Origin of the sequence: Sphingomonas fuzhouensis, assembly GCF_034659795.1 — a bacterium.
In the GTDB taxonomy this organism is placed as follows: domain Bacteria; phylum Pseudomonadota; class Alphaproteobacteria; order Sphingomonadales; family Sphingomonadaceae; genus Sphingomonas; species Sphingomonas fuzhouensis.
The window spans coordinates 174,847-196,306 of record NZ_JAXSQY010000002.1; the positions used below are offsets into that span (position 1 = coordinate 174,847).

Consider the following 21,460-nt stretch of genomic DNA (forward strand, 5'->3'; position numbering starts at 1 on the left):
GGGAATTTTCCGTCTGAAGAGAGGCTATGCTTCAGGCGTGTGACACGCAAATTCGAAGTGTTCATGACCACCATGAATGGCATCGATGGGCCGGATCGTTCACATCCGGCCGGGAAAAAGCCCGGCATAGGCCTCGATCTGTTCGACGAACCAGGCGAGCATCGGGTCGCGCCGCCGGTGCGACGCCCATTGCGCCACGATCTTCGCCTCTTCGCGCACGAAGGGCGGACTGACGACCTTCAACGGCATTATCGAGGCATAACGCTGGAACAGCCAGCTGCTGCCCGTCGCGATCAGGTCGCTGCCGAGAACGATCGACGGCAGCGCCGCCTGCGAGCTGGTGCGCATGGCGATCCGCCGCGCGCCGAGCAGGTCGGCGGCCTTCCGGTCGAGGGTGAAGGATGGCATCCGCTCGTCCCGCGCGATGACGTGGCGGGCGGCGCGATAGGCGGCCTCGTCGATCTCCAGTCGATCGCTCAGTTCGGAATGACCGTTCCAGATCAGACACGACACATGATCGGTCAGGATCGGCAGGGTTTCCAGGTCTTTCAGCGCCATGTCCGCAGGCAGCAACAGCAGCTCCGCCCCCCGGTCGAGCGCCTGACGCGGTGCCCCGGCATCGAGCGGAATGACGTCGACCGTTAGTCCGGGCGCCGCATGCAGCACGCCGCGCAGGACCGGGCCGAGCAGCATCTGCTCGACAACGTCCGATGCCGCGACGGTGATCGTCCCGGTGCCCGTCAGCGGATCGAAGGACAAGGCGAAGTTCAGCGTACCGTCCACGTCGCGCAGCACCCGGCGCACCTCTGCGCGCAACGCCATGCCCAGCGGGGTCAGTTGCTGCTCACCGCTCAGATGGATGACCAGGTCGTCGCCGAAATGCTCACGCAGGCGGCGCAGGGCATGGCTCATCGCGGACTGGCTGAGCCGCACCCGCCGCCCCGCCTCGGTCAGGGTCGGCGCGTGCAGGATCGCATCCAGCGGATAGAGCAGGTTCAGGTTGAGACGGTGAACGGGCGCCTCGCCCAGAGGCACGCCGATCCTGTTCGTCGTCGGTCGATCCACCGTCACCCCTGCCCCCTTCCGCATCACCGCCATCCGCCGACACTATTCACGGCTTTGTCGCGGCGCGAAAGGGGCACGGGCCGGAGGCGACGGGTGCCGGGCGATGCCGGGCGGCCGGTCAGCGCTGGCGGGCGAGGTGGCGGTGGATCGTGCTGCGATGGACACCCAGTTGCCGCGCCGCCGCCGTGATATTCCCGCCATAGGCCGCCAGCGCCGCGTCGATCGCTTCCGCCCGGTCATCCGCCAGCGGACGCGCGACGGACAGTTCGATGCCACCGCCTTGATTGTCCGCGTCCCAGCCGCCGATCAGCATCGCGCCGTTGGTCAGCCGCAGATGCCCGCGCGCCGCCTGCCCGCCCATATCCACCAACTCGCCCAGCGCCGTATCGTCCAGCGCTTCCCAACTGCGCCCGACCAAGGACAGGCCCCGGCGATTGGCGGCGACCAGCCGGTCCTCACGAAACACCAATATCCCCTCACGCGCGGTGCCCAGCATCGCGGCATCGTCATGCATGCGCAGGACGCGACAATCGGTGAAGCCGGAGCGGAAGAGCCGATGCTCGATCTGGTCGACCGCCAGCCGGATCAGCCCCAGCGCATGGCTATGCCCGCTGGCCGAGGGCCCGGAGATATCCAGCGCCCCGACGATCGCGCCGCGTGGATCGAGGATCGGCGTCGCCGCACAGCTCAACACGGCATGTTCGGCGAAGAAATGTTCGGGGCCGTGGACGGCGATCGGGCGACGCTCGGCAATGGCGGTGCCGATCGCGTTGGTGCCGGTACTCGCCTCGGTCCAGGAGACGCCCGGCCGCAGCGCCACCTGCGCCGCGCGGGACAGGAAGCCGGTGTCGCCGATACTGTCGAGGATCATGCCGTCCGCATCGGCCAGGATCACGACGCTGCCCGTATCGCGCGCCTCGCCCGCCAGCATTTCCAGTTCGGGACGGCATAGGCGACGCAGCGACTCGCGACGCTGGCGCAGGGCGTTGAGTTCGCTCTCGGTCAGCGGGCCGCCATCCCGTCGCCGTCCTTGCGCCAGGCCCATGTCGGTGCAGCGCAGCCAGGAGCGCAGCACCGGCTGGCGCACGCTTTCCAGCGGCAACTGCCCCTCGTCGAAATAGGCCCGACGCCCTTGCTCTATCCCGGCGCCGTCCATCGCCGCATCCTTCTCCGCCATATCGTTCTTCCAGTGTCGCAAGTTGCGACACTGGCGCGCCTCCGCGTCGCGCCGTGCGACACATGCTACGCTTAACCCGCAGAAAGTCCATCGTCGCGCTTACACTTCGTCGCGGATCGGCTTGTCGTCGGCCGGGGACAGGCAGAGCCTTTGTTCCATACGAAACGAAGGAGAGGTTGCATGACGATCCACGAAACCATCAAGGCCCGCACCGCGCCGTTCAAAGAACGCTATGCCAATTTCATCGGCGGCCGCTGGGTCGATCCGGTCGACGGCCGCTGGTTCGACAACCAATCGCCCATCGACGGGCAAGTCATCTGTCAGGTCGCGCGCAGCCAGGCGGCCGATATCGAACTGGCGCTCGACGCCGCGCACAAGGCCAAGGACGGCTGGGGCCGCACCAGCGTCGCCGAGCGCGCCCTGATCCTCCACCGCATCGCCGACCGGATGGAGGAGAATCTGTCCCTGCTCGCCACCGCCGAGACCTGGGACAATGGCAAACCGATCCGCGAGACGACCGCTGCCGACCTGCCGCTGGCGATCGACCATTTCCGCTATTTCGCCGGCTGTATCCGCGCGCAGGAAGGCGGGATTTCGGAGATCGACCATGACACGGTGGCCTATCACTTCCACGAGCCGTTGGGCGTGGTGGGGCAGATCATCCCGTGGAACTTCCCGCTGCTGATGGCCTGCTGGAAGCTGGCGCCCGCGCTGGCGGCGGGCAATTGCGTGGTCCTGAAACCCGCCGAGCAGACCCCGGCCTCGATCATGGTGCTGGCCGAACTGATCGCCGACCTGCTGCCCGCGGGCGTACTGAACATCGTCAACGGTTTCGGCGTGGAGGCAGGCAAGCCGCTGGCGCAGAACCCGCGCATCGCCAAGATCGCCTTTACCGGCGAAACGACGACCGGCCAGCTCATCATGTCCTATGCATCCGAAAACCTGATCCCGGTCACGCTGGAACTCGGCGGCAAGAGCCCCAACATCTTCTTCGCCGATGTGGCGGCCGAGGATGACGATTATTTCGACAAGGCGATCGAGGGCTTCGCCATGTTCGCGCTCAACCAGGGCGAGGTCTGCACCTGTCCCAGCCGCGCGCTGGTGCACGAATCCATCTATGACCGCTTCATGGAAAAGGCGGTCGCCCGCGTCGAGGCGATGATCCAGGGCGATCCGCTCGACCCCGCCACCATGGTCGGCGCGCAGGCCTCGCAGGAGCAGATGGACAAGATCCTCGGCTATCTCGACATTGGCCGCGACGAAGGGGCCAAGGTGCTGACCGGCGGCACCCGCAACCGGCCCGAGGGGCTGGACGGCTATTATGTCAAGCCGACCGTGCTCAGCGGCAACAACAAGATGCGGGTGTTCCAGGAGGAGATTTTCGGTCCCGTCGTCTCGGTCGCGACCTTCAAGGATGACGAAGAGGCGCTGCGCATCGCCAATGACACGCTCTATGGCCTCGGCGCGGGCGTGTGGACCCGCGACGGGACGCGCGCTTACCGCATGGGCCGTGCGATCCAGGCGGGCCGCGTCTGGACCAACTGCTACCACGCCTATCCCGCGCACGCGGCGTTCGGCGGCTATAAGCGGTCGGGCATCGGGCGCGAGACGCACCGGATGATGCTCGACCACTATCAGCAGACCAAGAATCTGCTGGTCAGCTATTCGGCCAAGAAGCTCGGCTTCTTTTGATCCGGTCAAGGCAGGGACCGGCACACGCGCCCGCCCCTGCCTCATCATCCGACAGGAGAAACACCATGGCGAAGACGATGAAAGCGGCGGTCGTTCGCGCGTTCGGCGAACCCCTCAGCATCGATGAAGTCCCCGTGCCGGAGGTCAGCGACGGCCTGATCCAGGTCGCGATCCAGGCCTCGGGCGTCTGTCACACCGATCTCCACGCCGCCGAAGGCGACTGGCCGGTCAAGCCCAACCCGCCCTTCATTCCGGGGCATGAGGGGGTCGGCTATGTCTCGGCGGTCGGCAAGGGCGTAAAGCATGTGAAGGAAGGCGACCGGGTCGGCGTGCCGTGGCTCTACACCGCCTGCGGCCACTGTATGCATTGCCTGGGCGGGTGGGAGACGCTGTGCGAGAGCCAGCTCAACACCGGCTATTCGGTCAATGGCGGCTTTGCCGATTATGTCATCGCCGACCCGAATTTCGTCGGCCATCTGCCCGACAATATCGGCTTTACCGAGATCGCACCCGTGCTGTGTGCCGGGGTCACGGTCTATAAGGGGCTGAAGATGACCGATACCAAACCGGGCGACACGGTCGTCATCTCCGGTATCGGCGGGCTCGGCCATATGGCGGTGCAATATGCCGTCGCCATGGGCCTGAACGTCGCGGCGGTCGATGTCGACGATGCCAAGCTGGACCTCGCCCGGCGGCTGGGTGCCAAGATCACCGTCAATGCGCGGCTCGGCGATCCGGTCGAAGCGGTCAAGCGCGAAACGGGCGGCGGCGCGCACGGCGCCTTGGTGACGGCGGTCAGCGAAAAGGCGTTCGCCCAGGCCGTGGGCATGATGGCACGCGGCGGCACCGTCGCGCTCAACGGCCTGCCGCCGGGGGACTTTCCGCTCAACATCTTCGGGCTGGTGCTGAACGGCATCACGGTGCGCGGGTCGATCGTCGGAACCCGGCGCGACCTGCAGGAATCGCTCGACTTCGCGGCGGACGGCAAGGTCCGGGCGACCGTCTCCACCGCGCCGCTGACCGAGGTCAATGAGGTATTCGAGCGAATGCGCAAAGGCCAGATCGAGGGCCGCATCGTCCTCGACCTCGCCGCGTGACACCGTGGCGGGCGGCGGTTTCGGCCCCGCCCGCCGCATTGGGAGTGACAATGACCGATCGTATCGCCTGCCCGACCCTGCGTTCCCGTATCACCGATGCCGACACCGCCGCCGCCCTGATCCGCCCCGGCGAGACGGTGGCGACCAGCGGCTTCACCGGCTCCGGCTATCCCAAGATGGTGCCGCAAGCCCTGGCGCGACGGATGGCGGCGGAGCATGTCGAGGGGCGGCCGTTCCGCGTCAATCTGTGGACCGGCGCGTCGACCGGCCCCGAGCTGGACGGCGCGCTGGCGGCGGTCGACGGCATCGCCCAGCGGCTGCCCTATAGCGGCGATCCGGTCGCGCGCGAGAAGATCAATCGTGGCGAGATCGACTATCTCGACATGCATCTCAGCCAGGTCGCGCCGATGGCATGGGAAGGCGTGCTCGGCCCGCTCGATACCGCGATCATCGAGGTGTCGGGCATCCGCGCCGATGGCTCGCTCATCCCCTCCTCCTCGATCGGCAACAACAAGACCTGGGTTGACCGGGCGAGCCGCGTCATCCTGGAGGTCAACCGCTGGCAGGACGCGGCGCTGGAGGGGATGCACGACATTTATTACGGCACCCGCCTACCGCCCGACCGCGTGCCGATCCCGCTGGTCCGCCCCGACGACCGCATCGGCACGCCCTATCTCGCCTGCGATCCCGCCAAGATCGTCGCCATCGTCGAGACGGACGCGCCCGACCGCAACCTGCCCTTCGCCGCGCCCGATGCCACCGCGCGCGCCATTGCCGGGCATATCATCGAATTCCTGCGCCATGAGGTGTCGCGCGGCCGCCTGCCGCCCGCGCTGCTGCCGATCCAGTCGGGGGTTGGTAATATCGCCAATGCCGTGCTGTCCGGCCTGATCGACGCGCCGTTCGAACCGATGACCGCCTATACCGAGGTGATTCAGGACGGGATGCTCGACCTGCTCGATGCGGGGCGCCTGCGCATGGCCTCGGCCACCGCCTTCTCGCTCAGCCCGCAAGCGGCGGCACGGCTCAATGCCAACATGGCCGCGTATCGCGACCGCATGATCCTGCGCCCGCAAGAGATCAGCAACCATCCCGAACTCGTCCGCCGCCTGGGGTGCATCGCGATGAACGGGCTGATCGAGGCGGATATCTACGGCAACGTCAATTCGACGCTGGTGATGGGATCGCGCATCCAGAACGGCATCGGAGGATCGGGCGATTTCGCGCGCAACGCCTATGTCTCGATCTTCATGACCCCCTCGACCGCCAAGGGCGGCAAGATCTCGGCCATCGTGCCGCAGGCCTCGCATGTCGATCATATCATGCAGGATGTGCAGGTGATCGTGACCGAACAGGGCCTGGCCGATCTGCGCGGCCTGTCGCCCCGCCAGCGCGCGAAGGCCGTGATCGAACGCTGCGCCCATCCCGATTACCGCCCGCTGCTCGCCGATTATGCGATGCGCGCCGAGGGCGGGTCCTACGGCCTTCATGCCCCCGCCCTGCCCGCCGAAGCGTTATCCTGGCACCGGCGTTTCATGGAAACCGGGACGATGCTACCGTCTTGACCAGGGTCGATGTCGCGCGCGTCGAACCGGCCCATCATCGATGGCAACCCAGGAGGACAGCATGATGACCACCGACACCGACCTGCTCGTCACCCGGCATGGCGTGCGGCTGCACGTCCGGCCCGCGCAAGACGCGGACGAGGCGGCGCTGGCTGCGTTCTTCGCCAAGGTCTCGCCCGAGGACCTGCGCTTCCGCTTCCTGACCGGCATCCGCCAGGTCAGCCACGAGCGACTGTCGGGCATGATCCGCGCCAATGACACCGACAGTCTCAGCCTGATCGCCTTTGCCGATGACGGATCGATCCTGGCGGCGGCGATGCTGGCGGGCGACCAGACGGGAACCACGGCCGAGGCGGCGATCGCGCTGCGGCATGACAGCAAGCAGCAGGGCATCGGCTGGACGCTGCTCGATCATCTGGTCGATCATGCCCGGCGCCGGGGATACCGGACGATCGAGGCGCTGGAGGACCGGGCGAACCGATCGGCCATCACGATCGAGCGGGAAATGGGCTTCGAACCTTATCCAGTGGAGGGCGACCCGACGCTGGTCCGGCTGAAGCGGACGATCCGCTAGGCCGGTTCGCCCAGCGTCTTGCGCATCCGGGTCAGCGGCACGACCACCCCGTCGACCGCCGCATCGGCGCGCGCGATCGGGTGATAGCCGCAGGCGGCGTAAAGCGGTGCACCGCCCGCGGTGCCCATCAGTTCGACCGCCGTGAAGCCTTCCGCCCGCGCCGCCGCTTCGCAATGGTTCAGGATCATGCGGCCAATGCCGCGCCGGACATGGTCGGGATGGGTGTACATGGCGCGGATGCGCGCGGCATCCTTTGCCGGATCGAGCAGGGCCGGATCGCGCAAGGCGGTGCTGTGGTCGCCGCCATAGAGCGTCGCCCGCCTGCTCCATCCGCCGCACCCGACCGGCACCGTCCCCTGCTCGACCACGAAATAGGTGCCGTCGCGCACCAGTTGTGTGTCGAGCCCCATCACCGCACGGCTCGCGGCGACCTGCGCCGGGGTAAGGAACGCCGCCTGCCCCTGGTCTATCGCCAGCGTCATCAGCGCGCGCAGGGCCGCAAGGTCGGCCTCGATCGCCTGCCGGATAGTCAGCACCCCGCTCATGCCCCCAGCTCCAGCCGCCAGGTCTCGCCCTGAAGCGGAACGCCGAAGCGTTCATGCATCGCCGTCTCGACACAGGCAAAGCCGTGCCCAGCATAGATGCGGCGTGCGGACTCCAGGACGCTGTGGGTCCACAGCGTCAACGCATGATAGCCGGTTTCCCGTGCGAAAGTGACGCAAGCGCCGACCAGCGCATCGCCGATGCCCCGCCCCCGTGCAAAGGGCTCGACATATAGCAGCCGTAGCCGCGCCAGCCCCTCGCCTTCATCGGTGACGAACACCGCCCCCGCCATCACCCCATCGATCTCGGCGACCCAGCATTGTTCGCGTGCGGGGTCGAAGTCGCGCAGGAACGCCGCCGTCACCCCGCTCTCGATCACCTCCAGTTCGCGGCCCCAACCATGGCTTTCGGCATAGAGGACCGACTGGCGCGCGGCGATCAGCGCGGGCTCGCCGGTGCGAAAGGGGCGAATGACGAACGGCCCGCCCGATCCGGGGTCGAGCAGCAACCGTGCCCGCGTCAGCGCCTCCACCAGATCGCGGCGGGCTCCACCCTGAACCGTGGCCAGCAGATCGCCGACGGCATCGCTCTGGCGACCATCGATCAGCGCAAACGCCGCGCGCCCGGCTTCGGTCAGGCGCAGGTCACGCGCCCGCGCATCGTCGTCGCGGCGGACCCGGACGACCCAGTCGCGCCCCTCGAACCGCGCGATCAGGCGGCTGAGATAGCCCGCATCCATGCCCAGCGCGTCCTGTAAGGCACTGGCCGTCACCGGTTCGCGGGTGGCGATCTCGAACAACAGGCGCGCTTCGGGCAGGGTCGCATCGGTTCCCAGAAAGCGGGCGTCCAGCGCGCCGATCATCTGGGTGTAGAAGCGGTTGAACCGGCGGATGGCGGTGATGTCTGCATCGTCCATAGCCGCCATGCTGCATCGGCTTGGTTGACAGAGTCAACTATTCTCGCGCGCCCAATGCTGCGAATAGCGCCTGTTGCCGCAGCGGCTTGCCCAGTACCATGTCGAAGCCGCTGTCCCGCGCGATCGCCGCCAGCGCCGCGCTGGGGGCCCCGGTGATGAGGACCGAGCGCCCCTGCCAGCCCCGCGCCGCCATCGCCCGCCGCACATCGCAACCCGTGGCATCGGGCAGGCGATAATCGGCGATCAGCACATCGGCGGCATCGAAACCGCCCCCGGTCAGCACCGGTGCGGCGGAGGCGAAGGACAGCACGTCATAGCCGCGCCAATGCAACAGCAATTGCAGCGAGCGCCGTACCCCATCGTCATCCTCGATCAGCAGGGCCCTGCGCCGACTGTCCGCCTTGTCCGTCGTCATGATCCGCTCCACGTCGAAGGTCGATCATGGCGGCGCGCGCCAGCGCCGTCGCTACGTGATGTTCCGGACCCCGCTACGCCTCCGCCAGCCCGGCGGCGAAGGCCAGGCGCAGCGCGTCGGACAGGCTGTGTACGCCCAGCTTGGCCATGACGTTGGCGCGGTGCACCTCGACCGTACGCGGGCTGATCCCCAGGTCGAAGGCGATCGTCTTGTTGGGATGACCATGGACGAGGCCGGTCAGCACCTCGCGTTCGCGCGGGGTCAGCGCGGCGATGCGTATCTCCGCCTCACGCGCGCTGGCCGCCGTCACGTCGCGACGTTCGAGATCGCCGAATCCCCGGTCGAGCGCGGCAAGCAGCGCGGCCTTTTCGAACGGCTTTTCGAGGAAATCGACGGCTCCCTGGCGCATCGCGGTGACGGCAGTGGCGATATCGCCATGCCCGGTCAGCACGATCACCGGCAGCGCGATGCCCTGTTCCGCCAATTCGCGCTGGACCTGAAGCCCGTCCTTCTCCGGCATCCGGATGTCGAGCAGGACGCAGCCGGGCGTCGCCGCCTTCGCCTGCGCCAGAAAAGCCACGCCGCTGTCCCAGGTCGTGACCGCGAACCCGGAGGTCTTCAGCATGAAGGCGATCGAGCGGCGTACCGCCTCTTCGTCATCGACCACATGCACCTGCCGTGCCTCAGTCATCGCCGTCCTCCGCCGCGCCGCTCCATAGGGTGAAATGAAAGACCGTGCCGCCCCCCTCGCCCGGCACCGCCCAGATGCGGCCGCCATGCGCCTCGACGATGGTGCGCGAGATGGAGAGGCCGAGGCCCATCCCCTCTTCCTTGCCGCTGGCGAACGCCTCGAACAGGCGCGGTGCGATGGCGGGCGCGATGCCGGGGCCGGTATCGGCGACCGCGATGTCGATCATGCCGCCGTCGCGCCGGGTCGTGACGCGAATGTCGCGCCGCTCGCCCCCCGTGACCGCCTCGGCCGCGTTGCGCAGCAGATTGACCAGCACCTGCTGCACCTGCACCCGGTCGGCCAGCACCAGGGCGGCGCGGGGATCGAAATCGGTGAACAGCCGGATGCCTCGTTCGGTCGCGCCGAGCAGGCCCAGCCGGGCCGCCTCGGCGATCATCGCGGGCAGGTCGTGCACCGCCTTCTCCGTCTCACCCCGCGCCACGAAATCGCGCAGGCGGCGCACGATCTGCCCGGCGCGCAGAGCCTCGCGCGCGGCCTCGTCCATCGCCTCGCGCAGGAAGGGCCGCGCATCGGCCGCATCGCTGTCGATCAGGTCGCGTCCCGCCTCCAGATAATTGGCGATCGCGGTCAGCGGCTGGTTCAGCTCATGCGCCAGCGTCGAGGCCATCGTCCCCATCGCGCTGACGCGGGAGACGTGGATCAGTTCGGCCTGCAATTCCTTCATCCGCATCTCGGCCAGTTGCTGTGCGGTCAGGTCGCGGATGAAGCCGGTGAATATACGGTGCCCCTCGTCCCGCGCTTCGCCGACCGCCAGCTCCATCGGGAATTGGGTGCCGTCGCGGCGCAGGCCGGTGACGACGCGGCCGATGCCGATGATACGGCGCTCGCCGGTCGCCTCGTACCGGGCGATATAGCCGTCATGCTGTTCGCGGTACGGTGTCGGCATCAACAGGCTGACATTGCACCCGACGATCTCGGCCTCGGTATAGCCGAACAGCCGCTCGGCAGCGGCGCTGAACGACAGGATCAGCCCGCCATCGTCGATGACGATCATCGCATCGGGCACGGTCGCCAGGATCGAGCGGACATGGAGTTCGCTCTGGCGCAGCGCCTGTTCGTGGGCGCGGCCGGAGGTGACATCGGCGATGCCCAGCCCGAAGCCGGTCAGCGCGCCCGCATCGTCACGCAGCGGCACGATCGATACATCGGCCAGAAACTCGCTGCCGTCGCGCCGGGCCAGCCATTGCTCGCACCGAAGCGGCCCGCCGTCGCGCGCGGCGTCCAGATCGGGGCCGGGCGGGCCCTCACCGCTACCGCGCGGATAGAGGACGGAGGCGGTCCGCCCGATCAGCTCCGCCTGCGTCCAGCCCAGCAGCAACATGGTGCCGGGCGTGCAGCCGGTCACGATGCCGTCGCTCGCCAGAAGCAGCACGGCACGGTCCAGCGTACCCTCGACGAACCGGGCCAGCTGATCGGCCATGGCCCCGTCGTGCCCGCTCATCGTCATGCCGCTCGCGCTATCCTTCTGAAGGGAGGCCCATGCGTTCCAGCATGACGATGGCGGCCGCCATGTCAAACCGCGACACTCGCCCGGCCGCGCACCGACACTCGGCGCGCATCGAAGGCGGCGGCGACCAGTCGACGATAGCAACGATCGGTCTCGGCCATCACGACCTGTCCACCCGACCGGGCCACGATGCCCCGCGCGGCCAAGGCGTCCAGCGCGGCCACCGACCCATCAAGGATGTGGAGATCGGCCTCATGATCCGAACAGACCGCCGCCAGATCGACCCGGCCTTCGCACAGGATATGCGCGATGATCGCTCCGCGCAGCCGGTCCTCGGCCGTGCGCACCACCCCGCGTACGCCCGCCAGCCGACCGTCCCGTACCGCCGCGCGGTAGCGGCCGACATGCTTTTCGTTCTGGACGATCACCCCGTCGAACTGGCTGATCGACGAAGCGCCCAGCCCGATCACCGCCTCGGCCGGATCGTCGGTGAAACCTTGGAAGTTACGCCGCAACCGTCCGGCCGCCGCCGCGCGGGCCAGGCTATCGCAGGCGAGCGCATAATGGTCGAAGCCGATGGGGCGATAGCCTGCCTCCCCCATCAGCCGATCCGCCAGCGCGCTCTGGCCGAACCGCGCCTCGGCATCCGGCAGGGTCGCGGCGTCGATCATCCGCTGGCGGGGCAGCATCGCGGGCACATGGGCATAGCCGAACATCGCCACCCGCGATGGCCGAAGCTGCAGCGCCGCCGCGATGGTGGCGGCGATGTCGTCCAGTCCCTGATGCGGCAGGCCGTACATCAGGTCGAGATTGATATGGCGGATGCCGACGCCGCGCAGCCGATCGACCACGCCCGCCACCCTGTCATAGGGCTGGATACGGTTGATCGCGCGCTGGATCGGCAGGGCGAAGGTCTGGACGCCGATGCTGACCCGGCGGATGCCGATCGCCGCCACTGCGGCGGCGCGTTCGGCATCGAAGCCGCGCGGGTCGATCTCCATCGCCCATTCGGCCGCTTCGTCGACGCCGAACTGGTCGCGGATCGCGTCGGCGATACGGTGGAGTTGCGCGGGCGACAGGACATTGGGGCTACCGCCGCCAAAATGGACCGAGCCGACCCGCCCGTCGAGCAGCCTCGCGACCGTCGCGATCTCGGCCAGCAGCGCCTCGACATAATCATCCAGCCGCGCCGCCCGCCCGATCGCGCCAGTATTGCACCCGCAATACCAGCAGATTTCATGGCAATAGGGGATGTGGATATAGAGCGAGACCGGCATGTCACGCCCGACGCCGAGCAGCGCCAGTGCCTGGCGCTCGGCCCCCACCGCAGGCGTGAAATCGACCGCGGTGGGATAGCTGGTGTAGCGCGGCACGGCCGCGCCTGCGAGGTCGGGGTGATAGCGCGCCATGCCCTCACGCCTCCTCGTCGGCGGGCAGGTGGAATTCATGCCACATGCCGTTGATGATGCCGAAACCGACGGCAAGGCCAAGGCCCAGAACCCAGGTGAAATACCACATGGCGAATACTCCTGTTCAGTAGAAGTCGGGGCCGGTCGTGACCGCCTGGGTCGTCACCCGACCGAACATCACGCGGTACGCCCAGGCCGTGTAAGCGAGCACGATCGGCAGAAAGACGATGGTGACGATCAGCATGATCCCCAGCGTCCGTGCGCTGGACGAGGCGTTCCAGACCGTCAGGCTGGAATGCGGATCGATGCTGGAGGGCAGGATGAAGGGAAACATCGCCAGACCCACGGTCGCGATGATCCCGGCCGCGCCGATGCTCGACCCGCTGAATGCCGCCGCCCCCTGCCGCCGATAGATGCCGATCATCGCCAGCAGCGTGCCGCCAAAGCCCATGACCGGCGCGATCAGCATCCAGGGATGCCGGGCGAAGTTGAGCAGCCAGCCGCCCGACACCATCCGTGCGCTGCTGTGGAGCGGGTTGGACGGGGCGGACGGATCGACCGCGCCGACCAGTTCGAACCCCGGCATCTGCATGACCAGCAGGCCGCCCAGCCCGAACAGGATCAGCGCCACCGTGCCCGCCGTAAAGCCATAGGCGGTCGCCCGGTCATGCACCGCGCCGTCCTCCACCTTGATCGACAGCCAGGCCGCGCCGTGCAGCACCAGCATCGCCACCGACAACAGCCCGGCGAGCAGCGCAAACGGGCTGAACAGCGCAAGGAAGCTGCCATCGTAAAAGACGCGCAGATCGCCATCCAGGCGGAAGGGCGCGCCGGTCAGGACATTGCCGACCGCGACGCCGAAGACCAGTGCGGGCACCAGTCCGCCGACGAACAGCGCCCAGTCCCAGCGGCTGCGCCAGGCGGGATCGGGTCGCTTGCTGCGATATTTGAACCCCACCGGCCGCAGGATGAGCGCCGCCAGCACCACGAACATGGCGAGATAGAAGCCCGAGAAGCTCGCCGCATAGACGAAGGGCCAGGCCGCGAAGATCGCGCCGCCACCCAGGATGAACCACACTTGGTTCCCCTCCCAGGTCGGGCCGATGGCGTTGATGACCATCCGCCGCTCCGCATCGGTCCGCGCCACGAAGGGCAGCAGCGCCGCGACGCCCAGGTCGAACCCGTCGGTCAGGGCAAAACCGATCAGCAGCACGCCCAGCAGCGCCCACCAGATCAGGCGCAACATCTCATAGTCGAACATCGGTCATGCCTCCTTCAGGCGACAAGGGGTCGAGCGGAAATGGCGGCGTCCGCCTCCGCCGGAAGCTGCGGCTCGTCCTCGACCGGGCCGTGGCGGACGGTTGCCAGGATCAGCCGCACCTCGATCACCGCCAGCGCGCCATAGATCAGGGTGAAGCCCGCAATGGTGGTCAACAGCGCCGGGACCGTCAGGCTGGACGCGGCCAGGAAGGTCGGCAGCACCCCGTCGATCGCCCAGGGTTGCCGCCCCAGTTCGGCGACCACCCAGCCCAGCTCGATCGCGATCCAGGGCAGCGGGATGGCGACGACCGCCGCCTTCAGGAACCAGCGCACGTTCATGTGCATCCGCAGCGAACACAGGACGAAGGCGGTGGCGAACAGTGCGATCATCGCAAAGCCGATCGCCGCCATGATCCGGAACGCCCAGAACATCAGGGGGACGCTGGGCACCGTGTCCCAGGCCGCCCGTTCGATCTGGGCGGGCGTCGCGGCGGCGGGGTCGGCGACATAACGCTTCAGGAGGAGGGCATAGCCCAGATCGCGCTTATGCGCCTCGAACGCGGCGCGCGCGGTCATGTCCCGGCCATCGACCTTCAGCCGCTGGACCGCGGCATAGGCGATCCGGCCCGAGGCGATCCGCTCCTGCGCCTGCAACACCAGTTCGGACATGCCGGTGACGGTGCCGTCCAGGCTGCGCGTCGCGATCAGGCCCAGCACCCAGGGGATCTGCACCTCATAGCGCGTCTCGTGCGTCGCCATGCTGGGCATGCCGAAGACGGTCAGCCCGGCGGGTGCGGCCGAGGTGTGCCACGCCGCCTCGATCGCGGCGAGCTTCATCTTCTGGTTGTCGGTCAGCGCATAGCCGCTCTCGTCGCCCAGCACGACGACCGACAGCGACGCGGCGAGACCGAAGGCCGCCGCGACCGTCATCGACCGGCGCGCGACCGGGACCCAGCGCCCCTTCAGCAGCCAGAAGGCCGAAATGCCGAGCACCACGACCGAGGCGGTGACATAGCCTGCGCTGACCGTATGGACGAACTTGGCCTGCGCGACCGGGTTGAACAGCACCGCGCCGAAGTCGCTGACCTCCATGCGCATCGTGTCGGGGTTGAACGTCGCCCCGACCGGGTTCTGCATCCAGCCATTGGCGATCAAGATCCACAGCGCCGACAAATTGGTGCCCAGCGCCACCATGAAGGTGACGATCAGATGCCCCAGCCGCGACAACCGGTCCCAGCCGAAGAACATCAGCCCGACGAAGGTCGCCTCCAGGAAAAAGGCCATCAGCCCTTCGATCGCCAGCGGCGCGCCGAAGATATCGCCGACATAATGCGAGAAATAGGACCAGTTGGTGCCGAACTGGAACTCCATGGTCAGCCCGGTGGCGACGCCCAGCACGAAGTTGATGCCGAAGATCTTGCCCCAGAAGCGCGTGACCTGGCGCCACACCGGGCGGCCGGTCATGACATAGATCGACTCCATGATGACCAGCATGAAGCTGAGCCCGAGCGTCAGCGGCACGAACAGGAAATGGTACAGCGCGGTCAGCGCGAATTGCAGCCGCGACAGGTCGATGACGGTCGGGTCCACCTTCTGGGTCTCCTCCTTGGCCCACAGCGAAAGGCGCCGGGCTCGGGCGGCTTCATCGGCCTGCCGCGTCGCCATCGATATACGGGAAGTCCCGTATTCGGGGCGGTCGGGGCAGCGGCTAATCCCCCCCGCATGACGACGATCCCCTCACGCCGCCGCGCCGCCCCCTCTCCGCTCGTCGGCCTGACCCTGGGATCGCGCGGGGCCGAATGGCTGATGATCGGCGATACGCTGGCCGCGATCGGCTTTGCCGCCGGGCTGGCCGGGGCGATCGGCCATGGTGGAGACATGAGTGCGACTCTACCTTGGCTGGGACTGACGCTGGTCGCAGGGGTGGCGCGGGCCGGGCTTGCCGTGGCGCTATCGGCACGCGGCGCGGCGGCGGGACGGGACGCCACCATGCATGCCCGAACGCGCATCGTTCGGGCGGCGTTCGGCGGCATGGCCGGGTGCGGGCCGAGCGCGCCGGAACTGGTCGGCGCGGCGGTGGACGAGGTCGATACGCTGGACGGCTATGCCGCGCGCTTCGTGCCCGCGCGACGGGCGGCCTCGATCGCGCCGATGATCGTGCTGGCCGCGATTGCCGTCGCCAGTCCGGTCAGTGCCGCGATCCTGCTCGGCACGCTGATCCCCTTCGTCGCAGCGATGATCCTGGCGGGCGGCGCGGCGGCGGATCGCTCGCGGCGGCAATTCGCGGCGCTTGTGCGTCTCTCCGCCTTGTTCGCCGACCGGGTGCGCGCCCTGCCGGTCGTTCTCGCCTTTCGTGCCGAAGAGCGCGAGGCGGCGCGGATCGGGACCGCGTCGGAAGAACTCGCCACGCGCACCATGGGCGTGCTGCGCGTCGCCTTCCTGTCCTCGGGCACGCTGGAGTTCTTTGCCGCGCTGTCGGTCGCGCTCGTGGCGGTCTATTGCGGTTTTGCGCTGCTCGGCCTGCTGCCCTTCGCGACGCCCGAAACGCTGACGCTGCCGGAGGCGTTTTTCGCGCTGGCGCTGGCGCCGGAATTCTACGCCCCCATGCGCCGTCTGGCCGCCGCCTATCATGAACGGCAGGCGGCGGAGACGGCCGCGACCCGGCTCGCCCCGCTGTTCGACCGGCCCGCCCGCCCCGCGCCGCTGGCCCCGGCCGCGCCGCCGCATATCATGTTCGACCGGGTCACCATCCGCTATCCCGACAGCGATCGCGCGGCGGTCACGACCTTCTCACTGACCATCCGGCCGGGCGAGACGGTGGCGCTGGTCGGCCCCTCGGGCAGCGGCAAGACCAGCCTGCTCCACGCCCTGCTCGGACTGGCGCCGGTGACCGAGGGGCGGCTGCTGATCGACGGCCTGCCCCCGCCCTCCGGCGGCGCGGTCGCGGCAGCCTGGGCGGGGCAGAATCCCCTGTTGATGCCCGGCACGATCGGCGAGGCGATCGCGCTCGGCCAGCCGGGTGCCTCGTGCGACCGGATCGCGGCGGCGGCCGAGGCGGCGGGGCTGGGCCCCGCACTCGCCCGGCGCGACGGCGGTTTCGACGCCCGGATCGATGCACGCGGCGGCGGTCTGTCGGGGGGCGAGCGGCGGCGGATCGGCATCGCCCGTGCGCTGTTGCGCGACGCCCCCCTCCTGCTGCTCGACGAGCCCAGCGCGCATCTCGACGCGCTGGCCGAGGCGGAAATGGTCGACGTCATCGCCCGCGCCTGTGCCGGGCGTACCGCGATCATCGCCACCCATTCGTCCCGTCTGGCCGCCATCGCCGACCGGGTGATCCGCTTGGGAGACATGGCATGACCCGCTTTTCCGATCTGCTCACAGGCGAGATGCGGCGCGAGCGCCTGGGCCTGATCCGTGCCGGGCTGCTCGCCGCTGCGGTGGCCGCCGCGACCGTCGCGCTGCTCGGCCTGTCCGGCTGGTTCATCACGGCGGCGGGCGCGGCGGGGCTGGCGGGGCCGGTCGTCGCGCAAGGCTTCAACTATCTGCTGCCCAGTGCGGCGATCCGGCTGCTCGCCATCGTCAGGACCGGCGCCCGCTATGGCGAGCGGCTGGCGGGGCATGCCGCCGCCTTCGCGATCCTGTCACGGGTCCGGCCTGCCCTCTACCGCGCCATCGCCGCCGCGCCGCCCGCCCGTGCCCTTGGGCTGACCTCGGGCGAGGCCAGTGCACGGCTGGTGCAGGATGTCGGCGCGGTCGAGATGGCGATCGCGCGCCGCCCGGCACGGGTCGGCGCGGTGGCTTCGGTGGCGAGCGGCGCAGCGCTCTGCTGGCTTGCCCGCCCTGTCGCCGCACTGGCCCTGGTTCTGCTGGTCATGGCGGTGCTGGCCGTCGCCTTCCGCCTGTCACGGTCGCTCGATGAAGCGGGCCGTGACGTACAGCGACTGCAGGGCGCGTTGCGCGATTTGCTCGCTTCCTATCTCGCCGCCGCGCCTGAATTGCGCTGCTATGCCATGGAAGAGACCGCACTGGCGCGGATCGCCACGGTCGACACGGCGCTGGCCAAGGCCCGGCGGCGGCAGATGCTCGGCTTCGGGGCAATCGAGGGCGTTTCGGCGACGGCCACGGGCATGGCGGCGGTCGGCGCCTTCCTGCTCGCCTGGCCGAGCGGCGTGCCGCTCGCATCGCTCGCCGCACTGGCCGGGGTGACCGCGATCGACGGGCTGATGCCCTTCCTGCGCGAATGCGCCGCGCGCGGTTCGACCCGTGAGGCCGAGGCGCGGCTGGCCGACCTGTTCATGACGGGCGACGCGGCATCTGCGCCCGCTTTGCCCGTGTTCGGCTACCTCCCCAAGACCAGCCGGATCGCGATCACCGGTCCGTCCGGCGCAGGCAAGACGACGCTGGTCGAAACCCTGCTTGGCCTGCGCGACGCCGATCGGGCCCCGGCCCAGAGGCGGGCGCGTTTCGCCTGGTCGCCGCAGGACGCGCAGCTTTTGGCCGGGACGATCCGCGACAATCTGCGGCTCGCCCATCCCAGTGCCGATGATGCCGCCATGTGGGAGGCGCTCGACGATGCCTGCCTCGCCGAGGTCGTGCACGCCCTGCCCCAGGGGCTCGACAGCTGGATCGGCGAGGACGGCACCCGCCTGTCGGGCGGTGAGCGACGCCGCCTGTCGCTGGCCCGCGCCTATCTCGCCCCGGCGCCATGGCTTTTGCTGGACGAGCCGACCGAGGCGCTGGACGCGCGGACCGAACGCCGGGTCATCGACCGCCTGACCGCCAGGCTGGCGCGGACGGGACAGGGACTGATCGTCGTGACCCACCGCCCCGCGCTGCTGGCGCTCTGTCCGATCCGCCATGCCGTCGGCGATCCGGCCGACGAGCGGATGATCGCGGCATGAGCGGGTCCGCTCAGCAGACCGAGGTCAGCGGTGCCGGATCGGGTTCCTCGATCGTCGACAAGGGGATCGGGCGGCCATAACGATAGCCCTGCCCCAGCTGGCAGCCCAGCTGGCGAAGGCGATCCGCCTGCCATTCGGCTTCGATACCTTCCGCGATCACCACCTTGCCCAGCCCGATACCCAGCCCGACAATCGCGCTGACGATGGGTAGCGTGCCGCCCTCGCCTTCGTCCAGCCCGGCGACGAAGGACTGGTCGATCTTGATCCGGTCGACCGGCAACTGGCGGAGATGGACGAGCGAGGCATAGCCGGTGCCGAAATCGTCGAGCGCGATGCACACCCCCGCATCGTGCAGCGTGCGCAGATTGGCCAGGATGCTGTCGGCCACCCGGTCGAGCATCACCCCCTCCGTCACCTCGACACAAAGACGGGCGGGATCGATGCCGTGATGCGCCAGCCGGGCGAGCACATTGCGCGCCGCGCGCGCGCCTGCCAGCTGGGCCGAGGTGAAATTGACGCTGAGCAGCCCCAGTTCCTCGCCCCGGTCCCGCAGCGCGAGCAGCGCCATTTCCAGGACATGATCCTGAATGCGCAGGCCCACCCGTTCGGCGACCAGCACCTCGGCAAAGCTGTCGGGGGTCATCAGGCCATGATACGGATGGTTCCAGCGCAGCAGCGCTTCATGCCCGCACACCGCCTCGGTCTCGAGCGAGACGATGGGTTGCAGATAGAGTTCGAACTGGCCTTGCTCCAGCGCCTGCTCGGCCTCGTCGTTGAAGGCGATCTGCATGTCGCGCAGGCTGCGTTGCAGCGGATCGAACCGGATATAGCGCCCGCGCCCCAGCCGTTTGGCGGTATAGAGCGCTAAGTCCGCATTCTGGTAGAGCAGGTCCAGCGCCGCCGCATCCTCGGGATAACGCGCCGAGCCGACGCTGAGCGACATGGTGCGATTGCGGTCGGTGGGGTGCCAGACCTCGCCCTGCACCGCGGCCATCGCCTCGGCCAGCGCGGTTTCCGCCGCGAGCGGGCCGGGACACAGGATCGCGAACTCGTCGCCGCCGATCCGCGCGACCCGCACATCCGCCATGGGCTGAACCACCCCGGCCAGCGCCGAGCCGACATGACAGAGCAGCATGTCGCCGCTGGCATGGCCCAGACGGTCGTTCACCTCCTTCAGATAATCGACATCGACCAGGAACAGGCTGAACGGCATCGAGGCCTTCATCAGGGCGTTCGCCTGCTGCTGAAAGGCGGCACGGTTGCCCAGGCCGGTCAGGAAGTCGGTATGCGCGGCGAGCCGCAGCGTCTTGGTCTCCGCCAGGTCGATTTCGCGCCGCTGCCGCGCCTTGTCCAGTTCCTGCCGGATCAGGCGGAACCGGTCGGCGATCGCCAGCGACAGCACGAGCGCCTCGAACCCGAGCGCGACGAAGGTCGCCATGTCGACCGCATCGCTCTGGCCCACGAACCCCAGGTTGCGCGCCAGCCGCGCGAGGAAGAGGCAGATGACCGGGGTCCAGCCGATCAGGTAGAACCAGATGACCCGGCTGCCTCGCCGCACCGCAACCACGCAGGACCAGGCGATCACGATCGAGGTCGCCGCGATCGTATAGCTGAGCAGCTGATCGGTCAGGACCACGGGCAGCCATGCGTCCGCCGATGCCAGCACCCCGAACACCGCGCCCGCCACCGCCAGCAACCGGCCGATCCGCGTCAATCCGCGCGGCAACACCCCCTCCTCGATCACCGAGAAGAAGAACATGTTGCACGCCGCGACCATCAGGCCGATCAGCACATAGTCCAGCCGGAACGCGATCGGGCCGACCAGCCAGGGAATGGCCAGCGCCGCGGTGTTGGTCCAGATCAGGCCATAGACGAGCGCGACCGACACCCAGAGCAGATACCAGCGCTGAAAGGCCGGTCGCTGCCCGGTATGGATCACGATATTATAGACCAGCGCCGACAACAGGGTGCCCGCGAACAGCCCGGTCAGCACCAGCCAGCCGACATCCGCGCCGTTCATCGCCGTCCCCGGCCGGGCGACGACCTTGCGCATCAGCGACAGGTCATCGATCCGCCGGAACCCGATATAGAGCCCGCGCACGTCACGGCCCGGCGGCGCGATCACGAATTTCAACAGTCCGCCGGGTGCCCAATGGCCCGCAAGTTCATAGGCGCTGCGCGAGACGCGGGTGGTCGAGTCCCGGCCGACGATCAGCACCGCGATCCGATCGAACCGCGTCTGATCGATCAGCAGATCCCAGTTCGCGGGCAGCGCCCCCAGATACGACGTATCGAGGCGCAGCCACAGCCAGCCGGGGCTCTGCGTCGGTGCCTGCGCCCCGCAGCGATAGGGTGCGGCCAGCACCTGCGCGTTGGTGGCCTGCGCGGGCAGGACGGCGCTACAGACCGACCGGTGCAGGTCGATCGGCGCGGCCGACGCGGTCCCTGACATCAGTCCCGCAAGGAGCAGCAGCCATGCGAGCCCCCACGCCCTGACGTTCAATGCCACCTTCGCGGCCACCATGCCGATCCGCCCTTAGCGTAGGTTAAATTGCGTGGACACGGACGCGGCCGTCCCATGAAGCCCCCCAGCTTCGCCGCGCGTTCCAGCGCTGGCCCCTGCCCCCTTTTTTCCGCCTGCGTCAATG

18 protein-coding genes are annotated in these 21,460 nt (G+C 68.6%); 6 read left to right on the top strand and 12 right to left on the bottom strand.

The genetic code is table 11. The features are described 5' to 3' along the window. Positions 1 to 99: 99 nt before the first annotated feature. Both U1H82_RS05510 and U1H82_RS05515 read right to left on the bottom strand, forming a co-directional pair. Positions 100 to 1,071, bottom strand: a complete 972-nt coding sequence (locus tag U1H82_RS05510; protein WP_322963926.1) for a LysR family transcriptional regulator — start codon at positions 1,069 to 1,071, stop codon at positions 100 to 102. 112 nt (positions 1,072 to 1,183) lie between these two features. Beyond that, a complete protein-coding gene (locus U1H82_RS05515; RefSeq protein ID WP_322963927.1) occupies positions 1,184 to 2,242 on the bottom strand; it encodes a sigma-54-dependent Fis family transcriptional regulator in 1,059 nt (352 codons plus the stop codon). 180 nt (positions 2,243 to 2,422) lie between these two features. Between U1H82_RS05515 and adh the strand changes: the two genes are divergently transcribed. The 4 genes from adh to U1H82_RS05535 all read left to right on the top strand — a co-directional run bounded on the left by adh (position 2,423) and on the right by U1H82_RS05535 (position 7,170). After that, positions 2,423 to 3,934 (top strand): aldehyde dehydrogenase, encoded by a 1,512-nt coding sequence (gene adh, locus U1H82_RS05520; protein ID WP_322963928.1) that lies wholly within the window; start codon positions 2,423 to 2,425, stop codon positions 3,932 to 3,934. A 65-nt stretch (positions 3,935 to 3,999) separates the two neighbouring features. Further along, entirely contained in the window at positions 4,000 to 5,031 is a 1,032-nt protein-coding gene (gene adhP, locus U1H82_RS05525; RefSeq protein WP_322963929.1) for an alcohol dehydrogenase AdhP, read from the top strand. A gap of 50 nt (positions 5,032 to 5,081) precedes the next feature. After that, on the top strand, positions 5,082 to 6,596 hold the full coding sequence (gene scpC / locus U1H82_RS05530; RefSeq protein ID WP_322963930.1) for a succinyl-CoA:acetate CoA-transferase ScpC: 1,515 nt from the start codon (positions 5,082 to 5,084) through the stop codon (positions 6,594 to 6,596). Positions 6,597 to 6,657: 61 nt separating this feature from the next. Next, positions 6,658 to 7,170 carry a GNAT family N-acetyltransferase gene (locus U1H82_RS05535; protein ID WP_322963931.1) on the top strand — a complete coding sequence of 171 codons (513 nt, stop codon included), beginning with the start codon at positions 6,658 to 6,660 and terminating at the stop codon, positions 7,168 to 7,170. Here U1H82_RS05535 and U1H82_RS05540 read toward each other — a convergent pair. From U1H82_RS05540 to U1H82_RS05580, 9 genes are all read right to left on the bottom strand, one after another. Next, entirely contained in the window at positions 7,167 to 7,715 is a 549-nt protein-coding gene (locus U1H82_RS05540) for a GNAT family N-acetyltransferase (protein WP_322963932.1), read from the bottom strand. The genes U1H82_RS05535 and U1H82_RS05540 overlap by 4 nt on opposite strands. Further along, complete coding sequence (locus tag U1H82_RS05545; RefSeq protein ID WP_322963933.1) at positions 7,712 to 8,629, bottom strand: GNAT family N-acetyltransferase; 918 nt, start codon at positions 8,627 to 8,629, stop codon at positions 7,712 to 7,714. Before U1H82_RS05545 ends, U1H82_RS05540 begins: the two co-directional genes overlap by 4 nt. Before the next feature lie 37 nt (positions 8,630 to 8,666). Next, positions 8,667 to 9,044, bottom strand: a complete 378-nt coding sequence (locus tag U1H82_RS05550; protein WP_322963934.1) for a response regulator — start codon at positions 9,042 to 9,044, stop codon at positions 8,667 to 8,669. A gap of 73 nt (positions 9,045 to 9,117) precedes the next feature. Then, positions 9,118 to 9,735 carry a response regulator transcription factor gene (locus U1H82_RS05555; RefSeq protein WP_322963935.1) on the bottom strand — a complete coding sequence of 206 codons (618 nt, stop codon included), beginning with the start codon at positions 9,733 to 9,735 and terminating at the stop codon, positions 9,118 to 9,120. After that, on the bottom strand, positions 9,728 to 11,242 hold the full coding sequence (locus U1H82_RS05560; RefSeq protein WP_375339499.1) for a PAS domain S-box protein: 1,515 nt from the start codon (positions 11,240 to 11,242) through the stop codon (positions 9,728 to 9,730). Before U1H82_RS05560 ends, U1H82_RS05555 begins: the two co-directional genes overlap by 8 nt. 65 nt (positions 11,243 to 11,307) lie before the next feature. Next, positions 11,308 to 12,651 carry an oxygen-independent coproporphyrinogen III oxidase gene (hemN, locus tag U1H82_RS05565; protein ID WP_322963936.1) on the bottom strand — a complete coding sequence of 448 codons (1,344 nt, stop codon included), beginning with the start codon at positions 12,649 to 12,651 and terminating at the stop codon, positions 11,308 to 11,310. A 4-nt stretch (positions 12,652 to 12,655) separates the two neighbouring features. Next, a complete protein-coding gene (gene cydX, locus U1H82_RS05570; RefSeq protein WP_322963937.1) occupies positions 12,656 to 12,760 on the bottom strand; it encodes a cytochrome bd-I oxidase subunit CydX in 105 nt (34 codons plus the stop codon). 15 nt (positions 12,761 to 12,775) lie between these two features. After that, entirely contained in the window at positions 12,776 to 13,912 is a 1,137-nt protein-coding gene (gene cydB / locus U1H82_RS05575) for a cytochrome d ubiquinol oxidase subunit II (RefSeq protein ID WP_322963938.1), read from the bottom strand. 14 nt (positions 13,913 to 13,926) lie between these two features. Then, a complete protein-coding gene (locus U1H82_RS05580) occupies positions 13,927 to 15,501 on the bottom strand; it encodes a cytochrome ubiquinol oxidase subunit I (RefSeq protein WP_322963939.1) in 1,575 nt (524 codons plus the stop codon). Between the two features lie 132 nt (positions 15,502 to 15,633). Here U1H82_RS05580 and cydD point away from each other — a divergent pair, with 132 nt between their 5' ends. After that, the gene (gene cydD, locus U1H82_RS05585; protein ID WP_322963940.1) at positions 15,634 to 17,268 is read left to right on the top strand and encodes a thiol reductant ABC exporter subunit CydD; all 1,635 of its coding nucleotides are present in this window, start codon (positions 15,634 to 15,636) and stop codon (positions 17,266 to 17,268) included. Beyond that, entirely contained in the window at positions 17,265 to 18,812 is a 1,548-nt protein-coding gene (locus U1H82_RS05590) for an amino acid ABC transporter ATP-binding/permease protein (RefSeq protein WP_322963941.1), read from the top strand. The genes cydD and U1H82_RS05590 overlap by 4 nt, the downstream gene beginning before the upstream one ends. Positions 18,813 to 18,822: 10 nt before the next feature. On the opposite strand, the gene U1H82_RS05595 is transcribed toward U1H82_RS05590, so the two are convergent. After that, positions 18,823 to 21,264, bottom strand: coding sequence for a putative bifunctional diguanylate cyclase/phosphodiesterase (locus U1H82_RS05595; RefSeq protein WP_322963942.1), 2,442 nt, complete (start codon positions 21,262 to 21,264; stop codon positions 18,823 to 18,825). Between the last annotated feature and the right edge of the window lie 196 nt (positions 21,265 to 21,460).